Source organism: Streptomyces sp. NPDC006655 (assembly GCF_040703965.1).
Lineage (GTDB): Bacteria > Actinomycetota > Actinomycetes > Streptomycetales > Streptomycetaceae > Streptomyces.
On sequence record NZ_JBEYJU010000262.1, the window covers coordinates 1 to 1,154 of the forward strand.

Annotated in this window: 1 protein-coding gene; it reads right to left on the reverse strand. The window is 73.0% G+C overall.

Going from position 1 to position 1,154, the window contains the following annotated elements; translation table 11 throughout:
* Positions 1-146: 146 nt before the first annotated feature.
* Positions 147-968, reverse strand: coding sequence for a YceI family protein (locus AB0958_RS45190; RefSeq protein WP_366896304.1), 822 nt, complete (start codon positions 966-968; stop codon positions 147-149).
* Positions 969-1,154: the final 186 nt, after the last annotated feature.

Below are 1,154 nucleotides of genomic sequence, written 5' to 3' on the forward strand. Positions count from 1 at the left end.
GGTGGCTCCGCCACATGACCCGCCACCCCGCACGCCGATCGCACGCACCGAACGCCGCTCCTTCTTCCACGGAGATCCATCAGAAGGGCCCTAGGGCCGGGGCGCCCGCTCAGCCTGTCCCTGGTGGGCCCACCCTGGGGCCGGCCTCACGCCTGCGGCAGCGACTCGCCCTGCACCGCCTGGACCTCCAGCTCCACCTTCAGGGTCGTGCCGATCGCGGCGATGCCCGCCTGGACGACCTGGTTGTAGTTCATGGCGAAGTCCTCGCGGTGCAGCTCGGTCGTCGCGCGGAACGCGGCCCGGGTGCCGCCCCAGGGGTCGGCGCCGGTGCCGAGGTAGGCGAGGTCGAGGTCGACGGGGCGCACCACACCGCGCAGGGACAGCTCACCGTGCACCGTCCAGCGGTCCGAGCCCGCCGCCGTCACGCCCGTCGAGACGTAGGTGATCTCCGGGTGGCGTTCGACGTCCAGGAAGTCGGCGGAGCGCAGGTGGGTGTCGCGCATGTCGTTGCCGGTGTCGATGGAGGCGGCCCGGATGACCGCCTGGACACGGGACTTGGTGACGTCGTCCGGGGCGATCTCGATGGCGGCGGAGAAGTCCGTGAAACGGCCCCGCACGCTGGAGATGCCCAGGTGCTGGGCGACCGCGCCGACCGTGGAGTGCGCCGGGTCCACGGTCCACGGGCCGGGCGGCGGCAGCTCGGTGCCGCCCTGCCGGGCCAGCGTGACCGTGCCGATCTCGGCGCGGCCGCTGGCGGTGACGATGGCGCTGGCGGCGGCGGGCGCGTAGCCCACGGCCGTGACGATGACGGTGTACGCCCCGGGCGCCAGCGGGTTCGGGTCACGGACCGTGCCCTCGTCGTCGGCCTCGGCGCGCAGCACCTGGCTGCCGGTCATGTCGGTCACCGTGACGACCGCGTGCGACACGGCCCATCCGTCCCGGGTACGGATCCTCGCGGTCAGTCCCATCCCGTCTCTCCCTGCGAACACTCGAACCGTCATGTGGTCAGACGGTCAGACGATTACAAAATGGTCTTATGGAACCGGCCCGCGGCGGGCGCCCCGAACACGCCGGGGCTGCGCAACCTGCAGGCCACCGAGGCGCTCAGGCCGCTGCTGAGCGCCGTCCGCGAGGCCGCCGACCGGGTCGTGGCC